General features: G+C 66.5%; 22 protein-coding genes, 1 tRNA gene, 1 pseudogene and 1 other annotated feature. Of the genes and pseudogenes, 10 read left to right on the top strand and 14 right to left on the bottom strand.

Annotated elements, in window-relative coordinates; all coding sequences use genetic code 11:
- Positions 1-175: 175 nt before the first annotated feature.
- Together lysA and ACOGJB_RS16445 are read right to left on the bottom strand one after the other, a co-directional pair.
- A complete protein-coding gene (gene lysA / locus ACOGJB_RS16450; protein WP_419838174.1) occupies positions 176-1,564 on the bottom strand; it encodes a diaminopimelate decarboxylase in 1,389 nt (462 codons plus the stop codon).
- Positions 1,565-1,585: 21 nt separating this feature from the next.
- Positions 1,586-3,376 (bottom strand): arginine--tRNA ligase, encoded by a 1,791-nt coding sequence (locus ACOGJB_RS16445; protein WP_419838173.1) that lies wholly within the window; start codon positions 3,374-3,376, stop codon positions 1,586-1,588.
- A gap of 262 nt (positions 3,377-3,638) precedes the next feature.
- On the opposite strand from ACOGJB_RS16445, the gene ACOGJB_RS16440 reads away from it, so the two are divergent.
- Positions 3,639-3,710 (top strand) — tRNA-Arg (locus ACOGJB_RS16440).
- A gap of 29 nt (positions 3,711-3,739) precedes the next feature.
- Here the strand turns inward: ACOGJB_RS16440 and ACOGJB_RS16435 are convergent.
- On the bottom strand, positions 3,740-4,156 hold the full coding sequence (locus tag ACOGJB_RS16435) for a TIGR03668 family PPOX class F420-dependent oxidoreductase (RefSeq protein ID WP_419838172.1): 417 nt from the start codon (positions 4,154-4,156) through the stop codon (positions 3,740-3,742).
- A gap of 232 nt (positions 4,157-4,388) precedes the next feature.
- Between ACOGJB_RS16435 and ACOGJB_RS16430 the strand changes: the two genes are divergently transcribed.
- Entirely contained in the window at positions 4,389-5,585 is a 1,197-nt protein-coding gene (locus ACOGJB_RS16430; RefSeq protein WP_419838171.1) for a Coenzyme F420 hydrogenase/dehydrogenase, beta subunit C-terminal domain, read from the top strand.
- A gap of 163 nt (positions 5,586-5,748) precedes the next feature.
- Here the strand turns inward: ACOGJB_RS16430 and ACOGJB_RS16425 are convergent, their stop codons facing one another.
- Positions 5,749-6,255 carry a hypothetical protein gene (locus tag ACOGJB_RS16425; protein ID WP_419838170.1) on the bottom strand — a complete coding sequence of 169 codons (507 nt, stop codon included), beginning with the start codon at positions 6,253-6,255 and terminating at the stop codon, positions 5,749-5,751.
- Between the two features lie 202 nt (positions 6,256-6,457).
- Positions 6,458-7,279: a uracil-DNA glycosylase gene (locus ACOGJB_RS16420; RefSeq protein WP_419838169.1), complete on the bottom strand. Its 822-nt coding sequence runs from the start codon at positions 7,277-7,279 to the stop codon at positions 6,458-6,460.
- A gap of 105 nt (positions 7,280-7,384) precedes the next feature.
- Between ACOGJB_RS16420 and ACOGJB_RS16415 the strand changes: the two genes are divergently transcribed.
- From ACOGJB_RS16415 to ACOGJB_RS16405, 3 genes are read left to right on the top strand one after another with little or no spacing between them, the layout of a single operon-like run.
- Complete coding sequence (locus ACOGJB_RS16415; RefSeq protein WP_419838168.1) at positions 7,385-8,023, top strand: MSMEG_4193 family putative phosphomutase; 639 nt, start codon at positions 7,385-7,387, stop codon at positions 8,021-8,023.
- The gene (locus ACOGJB_RS16410; protein WP_419838167.1) at positions 8,020-8,532 is read left to right on the top strand and encodes a DUF3090 family protein; all 513 of its coding nucleotides are present in this window, start codon (positions 8,020-8,022) and stop codon (positions 8,530-8,532) included. Before ACOGJB_RS16415 ends, ACOGJB_RS16410 begins: the two co-directional genes overlap by 4 nt.
- A gap of 25 nt (positions 8,533-8,557) precedes the next feature.
- Positions 8,558-9,331 carry an SCO1664 family protein gene (locus ACOGJB_RS16405; protein ID WP_419838166.1) on the top strand — a complete coding sequence of 258 codons (774 nt, stop codon included), beginning with the start codon at positions 8,558-8,560 and terminating at the stop codon, positions 9,329-9,331.
- A 56-nt stretch (positions 9,332-9,387) separates the two neighbouring features.
- Here the strand turns inward: ACOGJB_RS16405 and ACOGJB_RS16400 are convergent, their stop codons facing one another.
- Together ACOGJB_RS16400 and ACOGJB_RS16395 are read right to left on the bottom strand one after the other, a co-directional pair.
- Positions 9,388-10,350, bottom strand: a complete 963-nt coding sequence (locus ACOGJB_RS16400; RefSeq protein ID WP_419838165.1) for an electron transfer flavoprotein subunit alpha/FixB family protein — start codon at positions 10,348-10,350, stop codon at positions 9,388-9,390.
- 75 nt (positions 10,351-10,425) lie between these two features.
- Entirely contained in the window at positions 10,426-11,205 is a 780-nt protein-coding gene (locus ACOGJB_RS16395) for an electron transfer flavoprotein subunit beta/FixA family protein (RefSeq protein WP_419838164.1), read from the bottom strand.
- Positions 11,206-11,365: 160 nt separating this feature from the next.
- Between ACOGJB_RS16395 and ACOGJB_RS16390 the strand changes: the two genes are divergently transcribed.
- Complete coding sequence (locus ACOGJB_RS16390) at positions 11,366-12,304, top strand: diacylglycerol/lipid kinase family protein (protein WP_419838163.1); 939 nt, start codon at positions 11,366-11,368, stop codon at positions 12,302-12,304.
- 210 nt (positions 12,305-12,514) lie between these two features.
- Here ACOGJB_RS16390 and ACOGJB_RS16385 read toward each other — a convergent pair whose 3' ends face one another.
- The 3 genes from ACOGJB_RS16385 to ACOGJB_RS16375 all read right to left on the bottom strand — a co-directional run bounded on the left by ACOGJB_RS16385 (position 12,515) and on the right by ACOGJB_RS16375 (position 13,521).
- Positions 12,515-12,754, bottom strand: a complete 240-nt coding sequence (locus ACOGJB_RS16385; RefSeq protein WP_419838156.1) for a hypothetical protein — start codon at positions 12,752-12,754, stop codon at positions 12,515-12,517.
- Positions 12,751-13,200: a hypothetical protein gene (locus ACOGJB_RS16380; RefSeq protein WP_419838162.1), complete on the bottom strand. Its 450-nt coding sequence runs from the start codon at positions 13,198-13,200 to the stop codon at positions 12,751-12,753. Before ACOGJB_RS16380 ends, ACOGJB_RS16385 begins: the two co-directional genes overlap by 4 nt.
- Positions 13,114-13,243: a sequence feature (AL1L pseudoknot), on the bottom strand. (Overlaps the previous gene by 87 nt.)
- A complete protein-coding gene (locus ACOGJB_RS16375; protein ID WP_419838161.1) occupies positions 13,228-13,521 on the bottom strand; it encodes a transposase in 294 nt (97 codons plus the stop codon). (Overlaps the previous feature by 16 nt.)
- Positions 13,522-13,570: 49 nt before the next feature.
- Here ACOGJB_RS16375 and ACOGJB_RS16370 point away from each other — a divergent pair.
- Positions 13,571-14,131: pseudogene (locus tag ACOGJB_RS16370) on the top strand (transposase); the annotation flags it as partial.
- A gap of 297 nt (positions 14,132-14,428) precedes the next feature.
- Here the strand turns inward: ACOGJB_RS16370 and ACOGJB_RS16365 are convergent.
- From ACOGJB_RS16365 to ACOGJB_RS16350, 4 genes are all read right to left on the bottom strand, one after another.
- Entirely contained in the window at positions 14,429-14,602 is a 174-nt protein-coding gene (locus tag ACOGJB_RS16365) for a hypothetical protein (protein WP_419838160.1), read from the bottom strand.
- A 134-nt stretch (positions 14,603-14,736) separates the two neighbouring features.
- Positions 14,737-16,086: a hypothetical protein gene (locus ACOGJB_RS16360; RefSeq protein ID WP_419838159.1), complete on the bottom strand. Its 1,350-nt coding sequence runs from the start codon at positions 16,084-16,086 to the stop codon at positions 14,737-14,739.
- Between the two features lie 783 nt (positions 16,087-16,869).
- The gene (locus ACOGJB_RS16355) at positions 16,870-17,190 is read right to left on the bottom strand and encodes a hypothetical protein (RefSeq protein ID WP_419838158.1); all 321 of its coding nucleotides are present in this window, start codon (positions 17,188-17,190) and stop codon (positions 16,870-16,872) included.
- On the bottom strand, positions 17,187-17,402 hold the full coding sequence (locus ACOGJB_RS16350) for a hypothetical protein (RefSeq protein WP_419838157.1): 216 nt from the start codon (positions 17,400-17,402) through the stop codon (positions 17,187-17,189). The genes ACOGJB_RS16355 and ACOGJB_RS16350 overlap by 4 nt, the downstream gene beginning before the upstream one ends.
- 195 nt (positions 17,403-17,597) lie before the next feature.
- On the opposite strand from ACOGJB_RS16350, the gene ACOGJB_RS16345 reads away from it, so the two are divergent.
- From ACOGJB_RS16345 to ACOGJB_RS16335, 3 genes are all read left to right on the top strand, one after another.
- Positions 17,598-17,837, top strand: coding sequence for a hypothetical protein (locus tag ACOGJB_RS16345; protein ID WP_419838156.1), 240 nt, complete (start codon positions 17,598-17,600; stop codon positions 17,835-17,837).
- Positions 17,838-18,523: 686 nt separating this feature from the next.
- Positions 18,524-19,600, top strand: a complete 1,077-nt coding sequence (locus ACOGJB_RS16340) for a hypothetical protein (protein ID WP_419838155.1) — start codon at positions 18,524-18,526, stop codon at positions 19,598-19,600.
- Positions 19,597-19,953, top strand: coding sequence for a hypothetical protein (locus tag ACOGJB_RS16335; RefSeq protein ID WP_419838154.1), 357 nt, complete (start codon positions 19,597-19,599; stop codon positions 19,951-19,953). Before ACOGJB_RS16340 ends, ACOGJB_RS16335 begins: the two co-directional genes overlap by 4 nt.
- The last annotated feature ends 106 nt before the right edge of the window (positions 19,954-20,059 follow it).

The following is a 20,059-nucleotide window of genomic DNA, read 5'->3' as shown; positions in this document are numbered from 1 at the left end:
CGGCGCCAACCGGAATACCGGCAGGACCAGCGGCAAGACCGATCAGTGCGCCGAAGAATGCGAAGACAGCGGGAACGATGGCGTGATCCTTACTAAGCCTGCTGAATGAATGGCCCACATGGCCGGATGTGCGAGACAGTACTTCGCTGTGGCATCACGCCCGCCAAGTCGGCGCCTACAGAACGTCGAAGGCAAGCATGTCGTCGACAGTCTCGCGGCGGATCACGAGGCGAGCATCGCCATCAGCGACGAACACGACAGCCGGTCGGCCGATGCGGTTGTAGGGGGCGCCCATCGAATAGCCATAGGCCCCCGTCACCGGCGTCGCCACCAAGTCGCCCGCCGCCAAACCCGTCGGCATGGGGGCAGAACGCACGATCACGTCGCCCGACTCACAGTGCTTGCCCACGAGCCGCACCCGCTCAGGTCGGGGCTCGGTGACCCGTCCTGGCATGAACGTCGTGTAGTCGCTGCCATAGAGCATCGGACGAGGGTTGTCGCCGTAGCCGCCGTCCACAGCCGCGTAGGTACGGACCCCCGGCACTTCCTTGACGGCTCCGACCGCGTAGAGCGTCACTGCGGCTGCGGCAGCGATGGCCCGGCCAGGCTCGGCGGCAAGCCGCGCTGTGAGGCCATGTCGTCGGCTGAGCTCAGCCCACCTGCGTGACAGCGTAGCTCCCCATTCGGCGATCGTGGGCGCCCGTTCGGATTCCACATACGCCACGCCAAGGCCGCCGCCGATCGACAGCTCCTCCAGACGGCCGGCCGCGTTCGACGAGCTGCCGAAGAGCGGCGCCGCAAATTCGGCGACAACGTCCAGCGCCTTGGCGAGGCTCTCCACGCGAAATACCTGACTGCCGATGTGACAGTGGATGCCCACCAGCTCGACCGACGACATCGCTGCCGCTCGCTCGGTGGCGGCTACCGCGACGCCTTGGTCGATGCCGAAGCCGAACTTGGAGTCGGCCTGACCTGTCGAGATGTACTCGTGCGTCTCCGCGCGCACGCCCGGCGTGACCCGCAGCAGCACCCTCGGCACGATGCCGTCAGCACGGTGCAACTCGTCGAGACGGTCCAGTTCGTCGAAGGAATCGACCACGATGCGCCCTACTCCGGCAGTTCGAGCGATCGTGAGCTCCGCCGTGGACTTGTTGTTGCCGTGAAGCACGATTCGACTCGCCACGTTTTCGGACGCGTCGTCGTCGAACGCCCGCAGCACCGTCGCCAGCTCGCCCCCGCTCGCTACATCGATGTCCATGCCCTCCGAGAGCGCCAGACGGGCCATGGCGGCGCACAGGAAGGCCTTGGCGGCGTAGGCGGCTCCGCCGTCGAAGGCCCCGACGGCCTCACGGCAGCGGGCGCGCAGATGCGCCTCGTCGTACACGAACAGGGGCGTGCCGAACTCGGCCGCAAGATCGAGCAGGTCGCAGTCGCCGATTCGCAGGTGGCCGTGATCGGAAACCTCGGCGGTATCGGGTAGCAACCGCAACGGGATCGGGCCGCTGGGATCGTCGCCGGGCACCTCGGACTCAGCGGCTCCGGCACCCTCTGGTTCGGCAGTCATCACAGCACCGTCGTTCCCCGGTCACATTGCCTCGGGCGCGTCCACGCCGAGCAGGTCCAGGCCGATCGACAAACCGATGCGGGTGCCCTCGGTCAGGCACAGCCGGGCATCGCGCACCTCTTCGGGCACGTCGCTGTGCAGGATCGGGCAGTCGTGGTAGAAGCCGTGAAAGGCGGCGGCCAGGTCGCGCACCCATGTCGTCACCTTGTGCGGCGCGCGCTCGCGCAGCGCCAGCTCGACCACCGAGGGCAGCACTTCGAGGGCTCGCAGGACTGCCAGCTCGCGTTCTCCGGCGAGCGGCGAGAGATCGGTGCGCCCGGGCGGCACCGGCGCGACCCCGTCGGCTTCGGCTCGCCGGGCCACCGAAGCAATGCGAGCGTGCGCGTACTGCACGTAGAAGACGGGGTTCTCTGAAGCCTGCGCTGACAGCAGGTCGATGTCGATGGTCTGACGTGTGTCGATCGATTGCAGCAGGAAGGCGAAGCGCGCCACATCCGGCCCGACGGCATCGATGAGCTCGCGCACCTCGACCATCGTCCCGGTGCGCTTGGACAACTCGATGACCTGGCCATCGCGCATGAGGGTCACGTTCTGCCCGACGATGGCCTCATAGGACTCAGCGGAGTGTCCCAGCATCTGCATCGCCGCCGCCATGCGCGGCACGTAGCCGTGGTGATCGGCGCCCAACACGTCGATGACGAGGTCCATGTGTTGGCCACCGCGGCTGAACTTGGCGTGGTGGTACGCGATGTCGGGCACAAAGTACGTGGGCTCGCCGTCGCTGCGATAGAGCACACGGTCTTTGTCGTCGCCGAACTCAGTGGTGCGCAGCCATTGAGCGCCGTCGCGTTCGTACAACCAGCCGTCCTCACGCAGGCGCTCGACAGCGCGCTCCATGGCGCCGTCTGCGACGAGCGCAGTTTCGCTCTGCCAATGGTCGAAGCCGACGTTCATCGCGTCCAGTGACTCGCGGACGTCGAGCAATGCCCGCTCGCGTCCCCACGATGACGCGTAAGCCAGGCCGCCGCGGGACATCAGCTCCGACAACAGATCCGTGCCTGCATCGGGAGATCCGACAATGTTCGATCCGGTTTCTTGCAGAGCCCTCGTCGCCGCCTGGCGCTCCTCCGAACTCCGTTCGCTGTGGGGTCCGCCCTGGGTTACCCAGGCCTGCCATGCCGGCTCATCAAGCAGGGCGACGGCCAGTTCGGCTGCCCACTCACCCACGTACTGGCCGTGATAGCCGTTCTCAGGCACCGCATCGCCGATCAACCGCGCCGCGAGCGAACGTCCGAACAGCTCCATCTGGGCGCCTCGGTCGTTGACGTAGTACTCGGTATACGTGCGATAACCGCAGCGACGGAACAGGCGGGCCAGGCTGTCGCCGTATGCGCCCCATCGGCCGCCGCCGGCATGCAGCGGGCCGGTGGGATTGGCCGACACGAATTCGAGATTCACAGTCTGCCCGCGACCGACATCGAGGCGTGCGTACTGGTCGGTTCCCTCTCGGAGGATCGCGCCGAGCACATCGTGCAGCCACGTCGGCGCGAGGTGCATGTTCACGAATCCCGGTCCAGCCACTTCGGTCCGTTCGAGATGCGGCAAGCCGGCGTCGTCGAGCTCCGAAGCGAGTCGCTGTGCCAGCTCACGCGGCGCCAGCCCTGCGCCCTTCGCGTTCGCCAATGCGGCATTCGATGACCAGTCGCCGTGGTCGGTGCGAGCCGGGCGTTCGAGGCCGATGCGCGACGGGTCGGCGTCGACGCCCAGACGCGTTAGCGCCGCCGATATAGCCGTTGCCAGCACATCTCTCATCGCTGCCGCTCCGTCACCGAATCGAACCTATCCCTGCCGGGTGCCGATTCTCGGGACAATTGTGGGCGAGTCCTGAGTCTGGGGCTGCCCCGCCAGCGGTACGACAGTCTCCTGCTCTGCGACTGGAGCGGGGACGACTCGATGCGGTGGCCAGCCCCGAGCCCTCACCGCCGGCGATCAACTGCAGCCAGAGCGGGGGGCAAGAGCGGTCGGTAGCTTGACCGGGCGTTGGGTCCGGGCATCGAATCCGGTTGGACCTTCAGCCCTCGTAGCTCAGGGGATAGAGCAGTGGCCTCCGGAGCCATGTGCGCAGGTTCGAATCCTGCCGAGGGCGCTGCGCTGGCACCATGCCGGCCGAGGCGCTCAGTCGGCGGCGGACCAGCCGGTCAACTCGGTGCGCTGGATGACGATGGCGGCGCCCACCGGCGGCTCTTGTGCGTACTGCGGGTAGCGCTCGCACAGCAGCTTGATCGCATGGCGGTGCTGCGCACCCTCGGTGTGCACCGCGGCGCGCCCTCGCAGACGCACCCACCACAGGCGCTCCCAATTCGTGTCGTCGTAGTGCTCGATGAGCATCGTGACCTCGGGGAACCGTCGAACGTTGTCGAGCCGCTTGAGGTCCATGGTCGTCTTCGGCTTGTGATCGACCGCAGTCACCACAACGTCGGCCTCGAAGGCATAGGTACACGGCACGAGGTCGACACGCCCGTCGGACCGGATTGTCGCGAGGGTCGCCACCCGTCCTTCGGCCAGCAGCGTCAGCAGATCTGCCTCGGTCACGGCGGGCCACCCTAGAGCCTGCGCGGACTAGTGCGCCCTCTCGCTGCCGAACCCGTTGCCTTCCGCTCTTGTTCGCTGCGCTCACGGGCCGCTCGGGCCACGGCTTCGCCTAGCGGCTCAGCCTCTCGGAGTCCTGAGCAGCGGTTTCAGCATTCCTGACGCCCACACCGACGGTGTCGCCCCACGGGGTCGTCGCGGTTCGCTTTCGAAACACCTGCCATAGTCTTTGGCCATGGCAATGACTGGCGCAACGACCGAGGCGACGACTGGAGCTCCCCCGGCGTCCAACGGCGCGCCGCAGCGCTGGACCTTCCAGTGGAAAGAGCTCTACGACGAGGTCATCACTTCGGGGCTGTGCACCGGCTGTGCGGGCTGCGTGATCTCCTGCCCGCACGACGTCATCGGCTATGAGCACGTCCAAGGCGGCTTCATTCCATTCCATCTCGAGGAGGAGCTGGGGCTCGAAGACTGCGGCCACGGCCAGAAGGGCTGCACGAGCTGCACCCGTGCGTGCCCCCGCTTCCGCACATGGGAGGACGAAGCCGACGACTTCATGTTCGGGCGCCACCGCACTGGCGAGGAACCCTCAGGCGTCTTCAAGGACATCATCCTGACGAGGGCCTCGGACGACTTTGTCCACGAGATCGGCCAGGACGGCGGACTGGTCTCGGCAATCCTCATCTGGGCTCTCGACCACGGTTACATCGACGCCGCCCTGACGTCCTACGTCGGTGACGGCGACGGCAACCAGTGGACCGCCTCGCCGGGAGTGGCCTTCAACCGTGACGACGTGCTGCGCGGCGCCGGCAGCCGTTACACCTATTCCGCCAACACGCTCGCCTATGACGAGGCGATGGAGGCCGGCGCACAGAAGATCGCTCTGGTGGGCATGAGCTGCCAGAGCTCGATCGTGCCGGTTGCCAAGTCCCGCAAGGTGGGCAAGGTCGGCAACCGCTTCGTGCTGAACATCGGGCTGCTGTGCTCGAAGTCATTCGACGAAGCGATCTTCGAGGAGTTGTTCGAGCAGAAGTACGGGCTCGACCGCCACCTCATCCGCAAGACCAACATCAAGGGCGTCTTCCAGATCTGGACCCATGACGGCGGCTACTACGAGATCAATCTCAAGGAATGCCACGCCTGGACCCGCGAGGGCTGCAACCACTGCCCCGACTTCGCCGCTGAGCACGCCGACATCTCCACCGGCGGCATCGGCAAGTACCCCGACTGGACCCTCACCATCGTCCGCACCGACATCGGCCGTGAGATCATCATGAAGATGCTCGCCGACGGCTCGCTGATTGGGCGTCCTGGCGACGATGACCCGGGCGCGATAGCGCTCATGCACAAGCTCAGCGAGAAGTCACGCGCCCGCTGGCCGAAGTTTGCGTGGGACAAGCCCGCTCTGCTGCCCGAACCGACCAAGAAATAGCTGCCAAGGCCGCAGCGAGGTTCGTATAGCATCACTCGCAGAGGCCAGCCTCAGCAGGCTCCGGCAGACACCTCGCAATGGGTGGTGAGCCTGAGAGGCTGGCCCAAACGCGACGCTAGGCGGTCGTCGTCTGATGAGACCCAAGGTTTTCGGCCACCCTTGGCTAGAGGCAGAGGTTGATGAAGTCGACCACGGCCGGTCGAACATCGTTGCTCGCCAGGAATTCCGTCAGCCGGTGGGCGGACACCACGTCTTGCGCGCGGGCCAGCGAGCAAGCGCACAGGCCCCTCAGGCGGTCCGAGTCGGCAGAGCACGCATCCAGATAGGTCTGCTGCTGCGCGTCGGACCATCCGGGCGGCGGGCCTGCGGTTCGGCAGTCGACCAGCGCGGCAGCCAGTTCGGGAGAGAATTCCAAGCCGCCTTCCATGCGGTCCTCGAACACCTCAAGGTCGACAGAGGTGAGGCCGCCCTCGATCCGGTCCGCAGCGCAGTGGCACGGCCCGACGAGCCCCGCGTCTGCCACGCACGCATCCATGAAGGCGATGAGCGGCTCGACCCCGAGCAGCCCGGCTTCGCCAGTGCCGCCAGTGCCGGGCGCGGCAAGCGTGCCCGGATTGCCGAGCGGCACTTGCGAGCCCGCCGCACCTTGGCCGCCGGCCGCAGGCTCCACCTCGATCACGGTCGCCGAGCAAGCGGCGATACCCGCCAATGCCAGCACAGCGGCCGCCAGACGTACCCCCCGGGCGAACAGGGGCCGTCGTCGGGGCCCAGAGGCTGAGGCCGGGGCCCGGCGGTCGACCGGCGAGCGCAGCGAACAAGAGCGGGGAACAACGGGTGACGCAATGCGAAGCCGCTTGAGTCCGCGCATCCGCTCAGGCAGGCGGGAGGTTCGCCAGCCGGCGGGCATCGCGGAGCACCGTATCGGCCATGTCGGCGGTCAGGCGGCCGGTGAAGGTGTTCTGCTGACTGGGATGGAATGAGCAGACGATGCGAGAAACGGTGCCCAATGCCGGAGGCTCGGCTGAACCGCTGACGGCGGGCACTTCGGCGATTGCACCGTGCCCGAAGCGTGGTCGTGGCCGCACGCCGCCCAACGTGCACAGCACGCCGTAGGCAAAGGCGCCGAGGGCGATGGCGACCTGCGCGTTGACCAGCAGCGCCAGCTCGCGCTGGAGGAACGGCCGGCAGGCATCCCGCTCAACGGGAGTGGGCTTGTTGGCCGGCGGCGCACAGCGAACCGCCGCGGTGATGTACGCATCGCGCAGCTCGAGCCCGTCGCCGACACGCTTGGAGCCCGGTTGATTGGCGAAGCCACAGCGATGAAGGGCCGCGTAGAGGAAATCGCCCGAACGGTCGCCGGTGAACATCCGGCCCGTGCGGTTCGCGCCGTGCGCGGCGGGTGCCAGACCGACGAGCACGATCGCTGCGCCAGGGTCGCCGAATCCAGGCACGCCCCGGCCCCAGTAGTCCTCGCCGGCGAATGCGGCCCGCTTGTCGGCGGCCGTCTGCTCGCGCCACGCCACCAGCCGGTCACAGCACCTGCATGCTGCGATCTCTTCGTTCAGCCGCTGCAGCGCCGTCGCACGCGATGCCTCGCCGCCCGTACTCAACGTGGGGCTCACCTCCATGTCGGTGCCGACACAACACCTGGCTGCTGCCGGGACCTCGTCGCACGTTCTCGGTGTGGGGCTCACCCTTCGAGTGTGCCAGTCTTCACGGCCGCATGGTTGCCGTCCGTCGCCGCTGCCCGCGTTCGGCGAAGCCGCTGCGCGGCGGGCTGGACAAGTAGCTTCCACCGGGTGCCAAACCGTGCCCGACCCACGCTGCTGCTGTTCGTCCGTCACGGCCTGACGCCCACCACCGGTGTCGAGCTGTACGGCCGGCGACCGGGAGTGCACCTGTCGGAGGCGGGAGCCCAGCAGGCGCAGCGTGCTGCAGAACGCATCGCGGCAGGAGGTCGCCGTGTGGCGGCGGTATACGCCAGCCCGCTCGAGCGAGCCCAGGAAACTGCCGCTCCGATTGCTGCGGCCCTCGGTCGCCGCGTGCGCACTCACGACGGCCTGAACGAAGCAGACATGGGCCGCTGGACGGGCCGCAAGCTCAATCAACTGCGCAAGCTCGCGGCATGGTCGCAGGTGCAGCGCTATCCCAGCGGCTTTCGCTTCCCCGACGGCGAGACGTTCCGCCAGATGCAGGCGCGCATCGCCGCAACGGCAACCGATCTGGCGGCCCGTCATCGCGGCGCGACCGTGGTGGCCGTCAGCCATGCCGACCCCATACGGGCCTTGGTCGCTGACGCGATGGGAACCCATCTCGATCTCTTCCAGCGGATCGTGGTGTCGCCGTGCTCGGTGACTGCGATCCTGTACTCCACTGACGGCCCCGTCGTGCTGGCGACAAACAGCACGTCCGACCTCGCAGCATTGGCTCCGGCATGAGTGACGATTTCGACCTCCGCAATCCCGAGACGTTCGTGGCCGGAACGGTCGGACCGCCGGGCCAGCGGATCTTCTTCCTGCAGGCATCCGAGGCCGGTCACGTGGTCTCGCTGAAGCTGGAGAAGGGGCAGATCTGGGCGCTGGCGAACCTGCTGAGCGAGCTGCTCGAAGGCGAGAGCTATGAGGGCCCCGCGGTGGCGGTCGGTGAATTGGTCGAACCGGTGACGGCTGCTTGGACCGTCGGCCGCCTCGCCACAGGCATGGATACCGAGGGCAAGGTCATCGTGGTCATTGCAGACGAGATCGATGACGACGACGGCGACGACCCTGAAGCGGGCACGGCTGCTGCGGGTGATGAGCCGGCCGATGACGACGAGCGCACCGGTGGTCGCGCCCGGTTCCATCTCGACTACTCGATGGCGCTCGGGTTCGCACAACAGGCGCTGCTGCTCGTCGAAGAGGGCCGCGACTTCGGCATGCGCAACGGGCACCGTCCGCCCCGCACGTGATGGTCCCAGCACGCGATGGTTCAGCGTGAACGAACCGGCCCCACACCACGTGCTGCCCCGCAGCGACGACGGTCAGCAGCTCGAATTGCCGGTCATCTGGGATGCGGCTGTGACCGATGCCCTCGAGGTGCTCCGCCAGGGAGACATTTCCGTGCTGGGAAGGATGCCCTACAGCAGCAACGCCACGTTCTTGGTGCGAATCGATCACGCCACCACTCCCACTGCTGCGATCTACAAGCCCGAACGGGGAGAGCGCCCGCTGTGGGACTTCCCTTCCGGCTTGTACCGGCGCGAGATCGCTGCATTCGAGCTGTCGGAGGCGTTGGGGTGGCGCGTCATCCCGCCCACGGTTGAGCGAGACGGCCCCTTCGGCGTGGGCTCGGTTCAGCTGTTCATTGATGCCAATTTCGAGGAGCACTACTTCACGCTCGTCTCCGAAGAACGCCACCATGACGATCTGCGGCAGATCTGCGCCTTCGACCTCATCGCCAACAACACTGATCGCAAATCGGGGCACTGCTTGGCGTCGCGTTGGGGGCCGATCTACGGCATCGACCAGGGCCTGTGCTTCGCGAGCGACTTCAAACTGCGGACGGTCATCTGGGACTTTGGCGGGGAACCCTTCGACGACGAACTCGGCACCGCCATCGGATCCGCTGCTGAACCGCCGGCCGAACTTGCGCAGTGGCTGCGACCCGACGAGTTCAGCGCCCTGGCCGAGCGCGCCGAGTGGCTGGCCGACTTCGGGAGGTTCCCCGATGACGACGGCGGCCGACGCTGGCCCTGGCCGCTGGTTTAACCAGCGGTAGTGCGACAGCCGCTGGTCTAACCACCGTTAGTGCGACAGCCGCTGGTCTAACGCGACTTGAGGGCCTCGATCAGCGCCGGCATCACCTTGTGCACGTCGCCCACGATGCCCAAATCGGCCACTCCGAAGATCGGCGCCTCGGGATCCTTGTTGATGGCGACGATGTTCTTGGAACCCTTCATGCCGACCAGATGCTGGGTGGCACCTGAGATGCCGCAGGCGATGTACACGTTGGGCTTCACCACCTTGCCGGTCTGGCCGACCTGCTTGGCGTAGGGAACCCAGCCTGCGTCCACGATGGCCCGAGAGGCACCGGACGCCGCGCCGAGCAGACCTGCGAGCTCATCGACCATCGAATATGCATCGGGCTGGCCCAGCCCTCGGCCGCCCGACACCACCACGGCGGCATCGTCGAGTTGCGGGCCTGAGCGCTCCTCGGCATGACGTCCGGTCACCGTCGCTCGTCCCGCTTCGCCGGGATCCACGGCGGAGACGCTCTCGACGGCAGCGGCCCCGCCTCCGCTGGGCTCGGCCTCGAAACTCTTCGGGCGGAACATCGCGAGGGCTGGCGCCGGCGCGCGGTACGCGGTGTAGATGTTCTGGGTCCCGCCGAAGATCGGCTCCTCGGTCACGAGTCCGCCGTCGACGACCTGCGCGCCCACGTTGTTGGTGGACACAGGACGATCCGCCAGCACTGCCAGCCGGGCGGCGGTATCGCGCCCGTCGGTGGTCTGGCCGAAGAACACCGCATCAGGCGAGGCGGCGTCGATATGAGCGGCAAGCGCGGCTGCGGCGTGAACACCGACCAGCCCGTCGCCGAGTCCTTCGAGTGCATACACGGTGGTCACGCCGTGTGCGCCCAGTTCGGCAGCCATGGCTTCACCGTGTGCGGGGGCGAATGCAGTCACGGTGTCGGCCAGCGACCGAGCCTTGGTGGCGAGCTCGAGCGTGAGGCCGGAGGCACCATCGGCATCGCCTTCAGCGAAGAGCAGAATCTGTGCAAGCGTCATGGGGAGTGGTTCCTGTCGGATTCGTAGGTCAGTAGTTCAAGTGGCGGGCTCAACCGGTGTGCATCATCCGTCGGGTCAGATGACCTTGAGCTCGGTGAGGAACTCGACGATGTTGGTGTGCGCGTCGCCTTCGTCGGTGATGATCTCGCCGGCCTCGCGTTCGGGTGCGTCGGTCACCTCAACCGTTTCCTGGCGGGCCCCGGCCACGCCGACAGCGCTCGCGTCGATGCCCAGTGCACCGAGATCCTTCGCATCGACCGGCTTCTTCTTGGCCGCCATGATTCCTTTGAATGACGGGTATCGCGGCTCGACCACACCGGCTGTCACCGAGACCACCGCCGGCAGCGCGCACTCCACCTGGTCGTATCCCGCCTCGGTCTGGCGCTGCACGCTTGCGACCCCGTCGGAAATCTCGATGTGCTTCGCAAAGGTGATGGACGGCACGCCCATGACGCCGGCCACCATCTCGGGAACGGTGCCGGTGTAGCCGTCGCTGGACTCGACGCCGGCCAGTACGAGGTCGGCTTCGAGCTCGCCGATCGCGGCACCGAGCACCTTGGCAGTGCCAAGTGCGTCGCTGCCGGCCAGCGCCTCGTCGCTGATCAATACGGCGTCGTCGGCACCCATCGCCAGCGCCGTCCGCAACCCGCTGGTCTCCGATCGGGGCGCCATCGACACCAGCGACACCTGTCCGCCGCCGGCCGCCTCGACGAGCTGCAGTGCCATCTCGACACCGTACGAGTCAGATTCATCCAGAATCAGCTTGTCGTCCCGATTCAACGTGTTGGTATCGGGCTCTAGCTGTCCCGGCACTGCCGGGTCGGGGATCTGCTTGACGCACACAACGACCTTCATGACGCGAGAGTCTGCCGACTCAAGGCTTCGTTGCCACACGCCGTGTCTGATGGCGCTCGCAAGCTCGCGTCGGGAACAGCAACCTGCCGACTCAGCGCTTCGTTGCCACACCAATTGTCTGATGGCGCTCGCAAGCTCGCGTCGGGGCGAGACTTGCGCGGTGCGTGTCCTCCTGCTGGTCAACGACTCCGCCTCGTCGACCACCGCCCGGACGCGCGTGCTGATCCACACTGCGCTCTCGCAGCGTCACGACACCGAGGTGGCCTTCACCAACCGGCGCGGCCACGCGGCTCGTCTCGCACGGGGGGCGGCGACGACCGGCACCGATGCCGTGGTGGTGCTGGGCGGCGACGGCACGCTCAATGAAGCAGCCAACGGCGTTGCCGGCACCGACTGCGTGCTCGCAGCGTTGCCGGGCGGCTCCACCAACGTGTTCGCCCGGACGATTGGGACGCCTGACGACCCGCTCGTGGCGACAGAGGCAGTTCTCGATGCGCTCGAGGCCGACAGCATCACCTCGGCAGGGCTGGGTCGCACCTCGGGTCGCTACTTCCTGTTCCACTGCGGCATGGGACTCGACGCAGCAATCGTGGAGCGCGTCGAGCGCCACCCGACGCTCAAGCGATACCTCGGCCACCCGCTGTTCCTCCTCGCCGGCATCGACACGCTGCTGCGCCGCTACGACCGGCAGGCCGGGACGCTGAACGTCACCACGACGACGCCGGCAACGGCGTCCATAGACGGCTGCTTCCTGGTCGTGGTGGCCAACACTGACCCGTACACGTTTCTGGGCAGTCGTCCGGTTCGGATCGCCCCCGCAGCAACGCTGCACAGCGGACTGTCCGTGGTGGGATTGCGGTCGCTTCGATTCGCCGACTCGCTGGATGTGCTCTCGGCGGTGTTCCGTGCAAACGGAAACCTGAGCGACACCGATCCGAACGTGGTGCAGCGCATCGACGATGTGCGCGAACTCACCGTGACAGGTATCCGCCCGTTCGGACACCAGATTGACGGCGATCACCTCGGCACCGTCGACGAACTCCAGCTTGAGTGGGTGCCCGATGCGCTGCGGCTGGCCATGCCCGCTGCAACTGACTGAATCCGGCGACCGACCAGCACCGAAGCCTCGGGCTGGGCACTCGCTTCTTGCGCTCCGACAAGCTTTTCCCACACCTCGCTGTCACCTATAACCGCTGGTCAGAGACAGTTTCGGCGAACGCTTAATGCGGGCGCCGCCAGCACTTCGCTGGCGCGGCGATCTTTGTGGCGATTGTCGTCTGCCCGATACTGCTGATGGTTCTGAAGCGGTCTACAGGTGGCGCTCGCGGCGGTACTTCAGCCGTGCTCGCAGGCCGATCCAGCCGATGGCCGCGAACGGCGTTGCGGCGGCGAAGCTCACATAGAAGTCAAAGCCGGCTAACAGCCGGAACAGGAACGCGGCGACGACGAACGGGATCGTCACATAGAACGCCTGAGCTTGGCGCTCTCTCGCGTAGCGCGACGTGAAGTCAGGCCGCCACCACGACGGCAACTCCGATTCCTCGGTCATGATGCGACGGTCCCCGATGCCCAGAGCTCTGCATGCACAGCGGGGAAGCCTGCGGCTGCTCTCGGCGCTTGCACTGTCCGGTTGTCGCGGGCGGGCCGGCGAGCCGCCTGACGGGGCGGCGTCATGTCCGCCGCCGGCCCCGCCGACACCCTCTCTCGATGATTCTCAGTCATTACAGCCCTTTCTGTGGCACCGGGATCCATCACCGACACGACACTCTCAGACCAGCCCCTTACACAGAGGAAATGACACTCCTCGTCGTAGTTCTCCTGGTGCACCCTGGCGATCTCTTCGCGCAGCCAGCCATCGCGCAGCGCCCGAGCCGACGGCGGCCGGGTCTTGGCTGCGTAATAGGCGGACGGGGCGATCCCGACGCCGTGCTCTGTGAGCACAGCGCAGATCGGCTCGACCCCGAACCGGCCGCGATGGGCGTCGATGAACGCCACTACCTGCGGGACTGGCGGTCGAGCCCCTTACCCGAAGAAAGCCGACGCCGCCTTGAGGATCTCGTTCGCGCGGCGCAGCTCACGGTTCTCGCCCTCGAGCTCTTTGATCCGGGCACGCTCGGCTGTGGTCACCCCCGGGCGGGTCCCGCCGTCGATCTCAGCGCGGCGCACCCACAGCCGCACCGTCTCCGGTGTTGGCCCCAGCTTCTCCGCGACCGAGCAGATCGCCTCCCACTGCGAACCGTAAAGACGCTCGTTGTCGAGCACCATCCTCACCGCACGCTCACGCAACTCGGCCGGATATCTCCCATTTCCTAGCATCGCTCCATCCTCTCAAGGAACAGAGCCTCCACGAAACTCGGGGCGATTCACCACCCCTATCGAGTGCGGCCGAAGCCGCGAGACCCAAAAACGATCGAACCTCGCCGGATGGGCCGAATACGGGTACTGCGCGTCGCATTCGCGGTACTTCTGGGGCCTGCGGCTGCACCTGGTCGCCACCCCCGCAGGACTGCCGATCGCCTACGCGGTGGCCGGCGCGAAAGCCGACGAACGCGAAGTCTGCGCCGACATGATCGCCACCGCCCAGATCGCCCGAGCGGGCCAGACCCTCATCGCCGACAACCGCTACCGCTCCGAAACGTTCGAAACCGGCCTCAAAGACGCCGGCATCACCCTCATACGGCCCGCCACCCGAACCGAGGCCCCGCGGCCCGGCGCCAGGTTCCTGCGGCCCTGGCGCCAGATCATCGAATCGATCAACCGGGCCCTCAAAGGCCAACCCGCCCTCGAACGCCACAAAGCACGCACCCGCACCGGCGTCGCAGCACGCATCGCCACCCGCCTGCTCGCCCTCACCGCCGCCATCTGGCACAACCAGACCACCCGACGGCCCGGCCCCGCACGCTCACTCATCGCCTACGACCACTAACCCCTTGGAACTAACCATCTAGGAGACTGCTGAGCAATTCCCGGATCACCCCTTTGGCCCGAGCAAAACCGCAGGTCAGAGACTTGCCGTAGGTGCCGAAACCGAATAAATCAGCAGTCTCCTAGGTCCGGGGAAGTGGGGACAAGAGACAACGGCACCCGGCCAGCACAACGCCGACCGGGCGCCCGCTGTCTCGCAAGATCAGCCTTCGAGCTGCTGACGTGCCTCCGCAATAGCGGCATCGCGTCGCCGCGAGGCTCGCTGGCAGGCATAGACAGAAGCCGTGAGCGCAGAGACTCAGTCGGTGCCCGAAGGCTCCCCACGCGCAGCAGACCGAGCAGCCTCACTGCTGCGCTGCCGAATGGTGTACCACATCGCTCCCATGACTGCGGTCGCCAGCAGCGCGAGCGCTATGACCCGTGTCGCTAGTGCCGCAATGCCGCCCATTTGGAGCAAATAGATTGACGCCATGCCGACTGCTGTGAGCACTACGAATGACCGAAATGACCCGACTTGCCAAGAACGGCGACTCCTTGGTTCGACAGGATTCATGGTGTCAGGGTAGTTCGGGCCGCTCATTTGCGGAACCGGTCGATCTTGCGCGGTCATTGGTCGAGGCTGGCGAGGGCTGCTTGGCATTGTGCCGCCGCCCATGTTCGGTTGTCGTAGCTGCTTTGGTACTGGGTGTGTGCGGCACCATTCACGAACAGAGTGACCCCGCCGCGTTCCGGGCGCCCCCGGAACGCGAACGACGTCCACGGGCCGCAGTAATTGCCCGCCGAGTTCTCGTCGTCGGCATCACCGGACGCGTCGGCGGCGGCGCCGCCGCTGTCGCCGCCATCGTCAGGGTCGCCGCCGTCGTCGGGTTCGCTGTCGTCGTTCCCGTCTCCGTCGCCCGGGCCATCACTTCCTGTAACGAGCGCCACGTAGGCGGCGGCGCACGCCGCATTGGCACCGGTTGCTGCGGTCCATTTGACCCATGCCGGAGCCACTGTTCCCCCTGACGCCACGAGGGTCTGTGCGGCTAGCAGAACCAAAGCGCTACAGGCCACGCTCGTAATGAACGCTTTCGCGGGTTCGGGCAACTTGTCCCAGAGCTTCTCGATCTCTTGGCCGAGCTGCTGATTCAACTCGGCGTTTCGAAGCCCGTCCTCACCCAAGTCCGTCGCGATCTTCTCGAGGAGGTCGCGAGCGGCGCTGAGCGATGCGGCAGTGCCGGTTCGGATCAGTCCGGCGATGCGCTTGAGTTCACTCTCAACTTTGGGATCATGGCAGTTCTGCGAGCCGTGCCCGCCAGTCTCAGTGTGCCCAGCGGGGCAGTGCGAGTCGTCTTGAGTGTGACAGCCCGAGTCGGTGCTGCTGTCGCCTATGGGGTGCCTGTGACGCTGGTAGGTCCTCAGCGAGCCTTGGTACGGCGAGCACGGCTTGACCGTGTAGGTCGTGCCGGTGCCATTGTCAGACTTGCAGTTGGGCGGGGTGCCGGTCGTGCCCGCCCGACACACCTTCGGCTCAGTCCTTTCGGGCTCGGTCTCTTCGGGCTCGGTCTCTTCGGGCTCGGTCTCTTCGGGCTCGGTCTCTTCGGGCTCGGTCTCTTCGGGCTCGGTCTCTTCGGGCTCGGTCTCTTCGGGCTCGGTCTGCTCTCCATTGTTGTTGGTGTTGTCGGAGGGGATGGGGTAGCAGTTCGGGAATGTGCCCGTCGTGCCAGCGCCGCAGTTCTGGTTTGCCGGAGGGATCGGGTAGCAGTTCGGGTAGGTGCCCGTCATGCCTGCCCCGCAGGCGTGGGTGTGGCTGACGTTGACGGTCTCGGTCCAGCACTGGTTGCCTGCGAATGGGTCGTAGGAGCAGCGCTGTTTGGTGGTGGTCTGGCTGTGGGCTGCTGCGGGTTGGGCGACCACGGCGAGCGTGGATGCGGCAACGAGCAGCGCGCACAGCGCCGCGGTGAACTTCTTGGTCATTGGGCGGGTCTCCGTCCGATGGGTGAGCACTGGGGTGATCCGCGGACGCGCCGCCTGTGGGGGACCCATGCAATCGGTGCCGCCCTGTGGGCCGACGCGTCCGCGAATCGTTCGTTTCGCGGACGCCCGAGCCGAACAGAAACGGACAGGATCGGGGTGCGGGATGTGTACGCGGCGGCGAGGGCCGCGAGGGCGCGGAAGCCCAGCAGCGGCGCAGGTATCAGCTCTGCGGGAGGCTCAGCGCGAGACCGGCGCATGCCACGTGCCGGTCGGTGTTGACGGACCTGTCAGGCCCGGTTACTATACGAACGTATAGCGCACGCTCAAGAACAGCCTCTGACCAGCGGTTTCGGCCGAGGTGCGGGGTCCGGATCCCGGCATCGGCCAGGCACTACAGCCCGGATATCACCCCCGAGAGGCAACGAGACTCAGCGGGATGTCATCACAACTGTGCATTCCGGGCTCCCCCAGAACGTCGGCAACGCCGCAGGACCGCGCCCACAAGCGGAATCAGCCCCGAATAGCAGTGTCAGGGAGCTGTCCGTCGCACCATCGCGCGCCTGCGCTCGGCCTGGGGCGCATGCCGGTTGGTGCCCGCTCAGCACTCAGCGAGCGGCGCGTTGACGCGTCCGGGGTGGTGCGGCGAGACCTGCTCTACGGCCGCCGCCGGAGCGCTGCGCTCACTGGGTCGGTGCCATGGTGCGCAGAGCGGCCCCGAACGGTGGCGTGCGCCGCTTTGGAGTGCGATCGGCGCGTTTCGGCAGCGAGACGCGCGCAGGCGGTCTACTGAGGCCGCTCGTGCTTGGCGCGCAGCCGCCTCAGCCGGGCGAGGACTGGGAAGCAGCCCAGCGCAGCGATCGGTGCCATTGCGAGCAGGCTGGCGACATAGCCAAAGCCTCCGAGCACGCGGAACAGGAAACTGCCGATCAAGAACGGCACGATCACGTAACACGCCCAAGCCATCCGCTCCCTCAGCTCCAGCGGCGGCACTGAAGCACCATCCCCCTGCCACCACGGACGGATCGGCTCCATCAGCTCCAGCGGCTGCACTGGATCTGGGTCCCTGTTCGGTCGCCATGACCGCGTGCCCGGCTCTGAACTCACGGGCCGACGCTACCGCGCTGTTGACAGCCACCCCCACTCAGGACACTAAGCCGTGAGCCCAAGGCTTGGGTCTGGGTCCCTTGGTCGAAGCTGAACACCGCCGCCCGCTCGGGCGGGTCCAGGTACAGGCCGACCACGTCGTCGAGCTTGGCCTCGAAGTCGGGGTCGCCCGACACCTTGAAGATGTCGGTGCGCCACGGGCGCAGCCCCATCCTCGCGCCAAGTGCTCGCCACGATGTCCTTGCCCCACACCGTGACACGCCGCCATCTCCCGCGTCCACCAGCACGCCGCCCCGTCAGGCGGCTCGCCGGCCCGCCCGCGACAACCGGACAGTGCAAGCGCCGAGAGCAGCCGCAGGCTTCCCCGCTGTGCATGCAGAGCTCTGGGCATCGGGGACCGTCGCATCATGACCGAGGAATCGGAGTTGCCGTCGTGGTGGCGGCCTGACTTCACGTCGCGCTACGCGAGAGAGCGCCAAGCTCAGGCGTTCTATGTGACGATCCCGTTCGTCGTCGCCGCGTTCCTGTTCCGGCTGTTAGCCGGCTTTGACTTCTATGTGAGCTTCGCCGCCGCAACGCCGTTCGCGGCCATCGGCTGGATCGGCCTGCGAGCACGGCTGAAGTACCGCCGCGAGCGCCACCTGTAGACCGCTTCAGAACCATCAGCAGTATCGGGCAGACGACAATCGCCACAAAGATCGCCGCGCCAGCGAAGTACTGGCGGCGCCCGCATCACGCGCACACACGAACCTCCCGCGAACCGACCGCTCGGCCAGCCACCTACACAGGCCCCGCGGGACCGAGGCTGCCATTCGAGGCTGATTCCGACAGCCGAGTGCTGTTCTGCGGTGTTGTCGACCTTCGTGGGGACTCGGGAAACCGTCGTTGTGGTGGCATCTCGCTGAATCTCGCTGTTTGTCGGATGCGACATTCGGGCAGCGATCCTTGCATAGGTCTAAACCCCGGACCCCGCATTTCGGCCGAAACCGCTGGTCAGAGGCTGTTCTTGAGCGTGCGCTATACGTTCGTATAGTAACCGGGCCTGACAGGTCCGTCAACACCGACCGGCACGTGGCATGCGCCGGTCTCGCGCTGAGCCTCCCGCAGAGCTGATGCCTGCGCCGTTGCTGGGTTTCCGCGCTCTCGCGGCCCTCGCCGCCGCGTACACATCCCGCACCCCGATCCCGTCCGTTTCTGTCCGGCCCGGGCGTCCGCGAAACGAACGATTCGCGGACGCGTCGGCCCACAGGGCGGCACCGGTTGCATGGGTCCCTCACAGGCGACGCGTCCGCGGATCACCCCAGTGCCCACCCATCGGCCGGAGACCCGCCCAATGACCAAGAAGTTCACCGCGGCGCTGTGCGCGCTGCTCGTTGCCGCATCCACGCTCGCCGTGGTCGCCCAACCCGCAGCAGCCCACAGCCAGACCGTCAAGCGATGCGCCTATGACCCATTCGCCGGTAATCAATGCTGGAACGAAGCCGTCAGGCACTATCACACTCCTGTTCAGCGAAATATCCCCAGGCCCCAGACGTGCTCCGCAGGCACGACCGGCACCTACCCGAACTGCTACCCCATCCCCTCCGACAACAGCAACCACGACAAGGACAACGGCGGCACCGACAACGGCGGCCAAGACGGGACCGGCTGCCACCCTGCCAAGGGCGACACCTGCGGCGGCGACAGTGACGACGGCGGCGGCACCGACACCGGAACCAAGGGCACGCGATCGAACCGGCCCAAGCAACCGTCAACGCCAATCGGATGCCCTTACATCGACATAGTGGCGTTCGGCGGCATTCCCCATGAACACGACGGGCTCGGCTGCCATCACTCTGTACCGGGGCATCAGCACGGCGGAGGTGTAGCGCGCGATCCCGGCACGCCGCCCGGTGACACGACGGATCGTCAGGAACTCGAATTCACCGAAGAAATGCGCCAGGAAATGCTCGATAAGTTCTACGAGGAAACGGAACGAGCGGGGTTTCCGATCAGCAAAGGGACACTGGCGGGATTGGCAGTGACCGGGGTTGGTAGGGCTCTTGTGTGCGCTCCGGCCGCCCTCGCCGCGGGTGCCGGTGCCGTTGTCTGCGGGATACTTCTGTTTGGCGGATCGATCACTGTCAGTGAGATTGTGAGTCACGCGAACCGACAGCCCACGCAGTCAGGAGACGATAAAGACGACGAGAGCAGCGACGACAGCGGCGAGCAAGACCCGAGCGACCAGAAGAACCTCAACAACGCCAAGGACCAGAACGGCGGCGATCAGGGCAAGTTCACAGACGCCGCCTACGACGAGGCCGTAGAGGAGTTTACGAAGACCGGCGACGTCGACGCGCTGACGGACTTTCTCAACGAATGGGTTTGCCACCACGGCACCGGCACCCCGACGACGGGAACCTGCGAATGAGCGCCATGAACTACAATCAGACCGTGAGCCTCGCGAAGTGGTTGACTTGGCTGACTTGGATGAAGCCGCGGGACAACACCGAACGCTGGGTCGGTCTGGCGGTGCTTGATGTGCCGATCGGGATCTACATCGTGCTTCTTATTTCGGAGCGATTCCCGGCTTGGCAGTGCGGATTGGTCGGCATTGCCATCCTGTTGGTCTGTTTCGCAGCTCAGGTCATCTGGTACCGGCGACGCACCAAGACCAAGTGGAGCGCCTCAGAGGTGTTGCAAGCGGAGAAAAGTCCGGTCAGCCTTGGCGGCAGCCGACGCGATGCCGCTATTGCGGAGGCAGGCCAGCGGCCCGAAGGTTGATCTTGCGAGACGGCGGGCACCCGGTCGGCGTTGTGCTGGCCGGGTGCCGTTGTCGTTTGTTCCCCACTTCCCCAGACCTAGGGCTTGGGCAAGTGGGCTTCTTTGA

It is taken from the genome of Candidatus Poriferisodalis sp., from assembly GCF_965208895.1.
Lineage (GTDB): Bacteria > Actinomycetota > Acidimicrobiia > Acidimicrobiales > Poriferisodalaceae > Poriferisodalis.
This window is presented reverse-complemented; position numbering and strand designations above follow the sequence as displayed.